We start from the raw sequence: 3,330 nt of genomic DNA on the forward strand, positions 1-3,330 counted from the left end.
TCCCCACCAATCGCAGTAAATATTGATCGGCGTTGCAATCCGGTATTGGGTTTTCAGTGTCAGACGTGTGCGGTTTTCGTCAATCGGCTCCAGCAGATATTCACCATAATCCAAGCCCAGATAGTCACTATTGACGCTGATATGGGCTTCAACAGCTTTCGGGATTGAGGTGTCACTGAAACGGAAATCCCAGCGCAGATAGCGGTTTTCCTGCCAGCCGGTAATAACTTCTTCAAAATTAACACCTTTGCCCCATTTCAAATGACGTACGGCACCCACACCGGAACCGGTAATCCGCGCATCTTCGGGCTTCGGCACACCGACAATGCTGTGGCTGAAAGTCATGCCCAGTTCATCGGGGCGGATGTCGGGAATTTCCAGAGTATTGTTCCAGATCACATCAGCAGGGGCATTGATCTCAATCACGGTTGTGACTGAGCTAAAATGATCCTGATATTCAATCTGATTTTCCAGCGGCAGAGCGAGAAAAGGCAGGGCAATCACAAATGTAACACTGCGCTTAGCCTGATAATTACGTAAGAGCCGCATGGTAACATAAACACCAAGCGCTGTGCCTGCGAAGAGAAATGGTGCGGCCATGGCCACACAAATACCAGCCTCACCGAAGATAATCATCGAGATGAGGATAAAGCCCAACATGCAGAGCATGGCGGTTTTCATATGCTTGCGAATACTGCCTGTGCCTTGCGGGTCAATCTGAATAATCAGCAGGCTGGTAATCGCCATCGGCATCAGGATCAGGCCGGTGATAAAGGCCATCCCGCTGCCTTCGCGGATCAGCCATATGAGGATGTATAGCAGCACCGCATAGAGCGTTGTTGCAATGATGCTGAGCCAGAACCGGTCGGATGAAGGGGCAGTGTTATTTTCAGACATAGGGTTTCTTATCCGGCTTGATCCGTCAGAACAACCACGGAGGCTTGTCCGCAGTGATTAAACTTGCTAGAGCATTGCGTGAATGACACGGGGTGTCCTGTTTTACAGGGCTGAGATTTTAAACCCGTTGAACCTGATCCAGCTCATACTGGCGAAGGGATGTCTGTGTGCCTGGCCGTATTTTATGCGGTTTAAGCCCTTATTCCCTTGGCCGTCCGTATTCTTTTAGGCGAGGGAAATTATATGTCTGATCCAGTTAATCTGTCACTTCACCAGCAGCTCGTTCTTGTCACCGGCGGCGCACGCGGTCTGGGGCGCGATCTCGTTAAAGCCTTTCTGCGCGAGGGCGCACGCGTTGTGATTAATTATCACACCAGTGCGGATGCGGCAGCGGAACTGACTGCTCTGGCACCGGAAAAGACACTGGCGGTGCAGGCCAACGTGACCGATGTTGCTGCCGTGCAGGCACTGTTTGCCAAAACTCAACAGCATTTTGGCGCGCCGGTGACGACTGTCGTCAATAATGCTTTGCCGGCTTTCAGTTTCAATGGTGATGCCCGTGCGCATGCGGATGCCATCAGCTGGGAGCAGATAAACCAGCAGATGGAAGGCATTGTGCGCGGGGCGCTCAATACCACGCAAGCTGCTTTGGCTGGCATGGAGCAAGCTGGTTTTGGCCGCATCATCAATATTGGCACCAACCTGTTTCAAAATCCGGTTGTGCCGTACCATGATTACACGGCGGCTAAAGCCGCTCTGTTGTCGCTGACCCGCACACTTGCGCAGGATCTGGGCGAGAAGAATATCACCGTCAATATGCTGTCCGGCGGTTTGTTACGTACAACCGATGCGTCTGCTGCAACACCGGAGGCAGTGTTTGATTATATCGCCTCTGCCACGCCGTTGCGCCGTGTAACCACGCCTGCGGAATTTGCCGATACGGCTCTGTTTTTTGCCTCGCCATGGGCGCGTTCCGTGACCGGACAAAATCTGGTTGTGGACGGCGGTTTGGTGAAAAACTGATGCGGGAAATGCACCTCAATCTGTTTATCTTCGGTTGCGGACATCACCGTGCTGCATGGCGGCATCCGCAATCGGCGGTCGAACAGCTCAGTGATATCAGCTATTACACAAATCTGGCGCAGATTGCCGAGCGCGGTAAATTTGATGCGATTTTCTTCGCCGACTGGCATGCGATTGATAATATTGCGGACGGACCACGCAGCTATTTTGACCCGCTGACTTTGCTGGCAGCATTGGCAGGCGTAACCGAGAAAATCGGCCTTATCAGCACGGTTTCCAGCACTTTCACCACACCGTTTCATGCGGCGCGTATGCTGGCTTCACTGGATCATCTGTCGAAAGGGCGCATCGGCTGGAATGTGGTGACATCCATGTTTGACAGTGAGGCGCGCAATCATGGCTATGAGAACATGCCGCCCCATGAATGGCGCTATGGCCGTGCGGCGGAATTTATCGAAGCGGTGCAGAAATTATGGGATTCATGGGATGCGGATACGATCACTTGTGACCGTGCCGGTGATTATGCGCGTAAAGACGGTTTGCGCGCTATCCACCATAAAGGCGAGCATTTTACCACGCAGGGGCCGCTGACCATTCCGCGTCCGCCGCAGGGGCATCCGGTATTGTTTCAGGCGGGAGCATCCGATCAGGGCAGAGCCTTGGCCGCAGAAAAAGCCGAGGCGATTTATGCGGTGGCTTATGACCTGCCAGCGGCGCAGGATTATTACCGTGATATTCAGCGCCGTGCAAAACTTGTTGGGCGGGAGAAGGGCATTCCGGTGATGCCGGGTCTGGTGACTTATGTGGCTTCCACGCAGGCAGAGGCGAAAGCCAAGCAGCGGGAACTCGACGAGCTGCTGCCGACAGCGGATTCCCTCCGCCAGCTTGGTATGTTTATCGGGCAGGATTGCTCCGGCTGGGAACTGGATGCTCCGGTGCCAGCTTTGCCGCCGCTGGAGGACTTCACGGGGCCGAAAGGGCGCTATGCAACAATCCTGCGGATTATTGAAACAGAACAGCCGACATTACGGCAATTGCTCGGGCGTTTGGCAGCAGGTGGCGGGCATTGCACAATTGTTGGCACTCCTGAGGGAATTGCTGACCAGATGGAATTATGGTGGCGCAATGAAGGGGCGGATGGTTTCAACCTGATGCCGCCGTCATTGCCATCCTCGATTGAGGATTTTGTCGAGCAGGTGGTACCGGTTCTGCAAAAACGCGGCTTGTTCCGTACAGATTATCAGACAGATACACTGCGCGGGCATCTGTCTTTGCCGCTCAAGCACTAGAGCGATTTACGTTTATGTTGGATCGCAGTGTTCGCTCTAGATTCCTTAGCCTGTCGCATTATCACGGGCGTCAAGTTGATCCAGCTTGACTATGAAATGCTCTGGTTTCTCATGAAGGCAG

General features: G+C 53.5%; 3 protein-coding genes and 1 riboswitch. Of the genes, 2 read left to right on the forward strand and 1 reads right to left on the reverse strand.

The annotated features are described in order from the left end of the window. Positions 1–897, reverse strand: an 897-nt coding sequence (locus A918_RS0115930; RefSeq protein WP_022712017.1) for a hypothetical protein, incomplete at its 3' end; no start/stop codon positions are given. Positions 898–975: 78 nt separating this feature from the next. Further along, a riboswitch (TPP riboswitch) is annotated at positions 976–1,074 on the forward strand. 66 nt (positions 1,075–1,140) lie between these two features. On the opposite strand from A918_RS0115930, the gene A918_RS0115935 reads away from it, so the two are divergent. Continuing rightward, the gene (locus tag A918_RS0115935) at positions 1,141–1,920 is read left to right on the forward strand and encodes a 3-oxoacyl-ACP reductase (protein ID WP_022712018.1); all 780 of its coding nucleotides are present in this window, start codon (positions 1,141–1,143) and stop codon (positions 1,918–1,920) included. Further along, a complete protein-coding gene (locus A918_RS0115940) occupies positions 1,920–3,209 on the forward strand; it encodes an LLM class flavin-dependent oxidoreductase (protein WP_022712019.1) in 1,290 nt (429 codons plus the stop codon). The genes A918_RS0115935 and A918_RS0115940 overlap by 1 nt, the downstream gene beginning before the upstream one ends. The last annotated feature ends 121 nt before the right edge of the window (positions 3,210–3,330 follow it).

It is taken from the genome of Pseudochrobactrum sp. AO18b, from assembly GCF_000409565.1.
Classification (GTDB): Bacteria; Pseudomonadota; Alphaproteobacteria; order Rhizobiales; family Rhizobiaceae; genus Pseudochrobactrum; species Pseudochrobactrum saccharolyticum.

Excerpts from the sequence above, each read along its gene's own strand:
- A918_RS0115940 (WP_022712019.1), top strand. The coding sequence starts at position 1,920 with ATGCGGGAAATGCACCTCAATCTGTTTATCTTCGGTTGCGGACATCAC.
- A918_RS0115935 (WP_022712018.1), top strand. The coding sequence starts at position 1,141 with ATGTCTGATCCAGTTAATCTGTCACTTCACCAGCAGCTCGTTCTTGTC.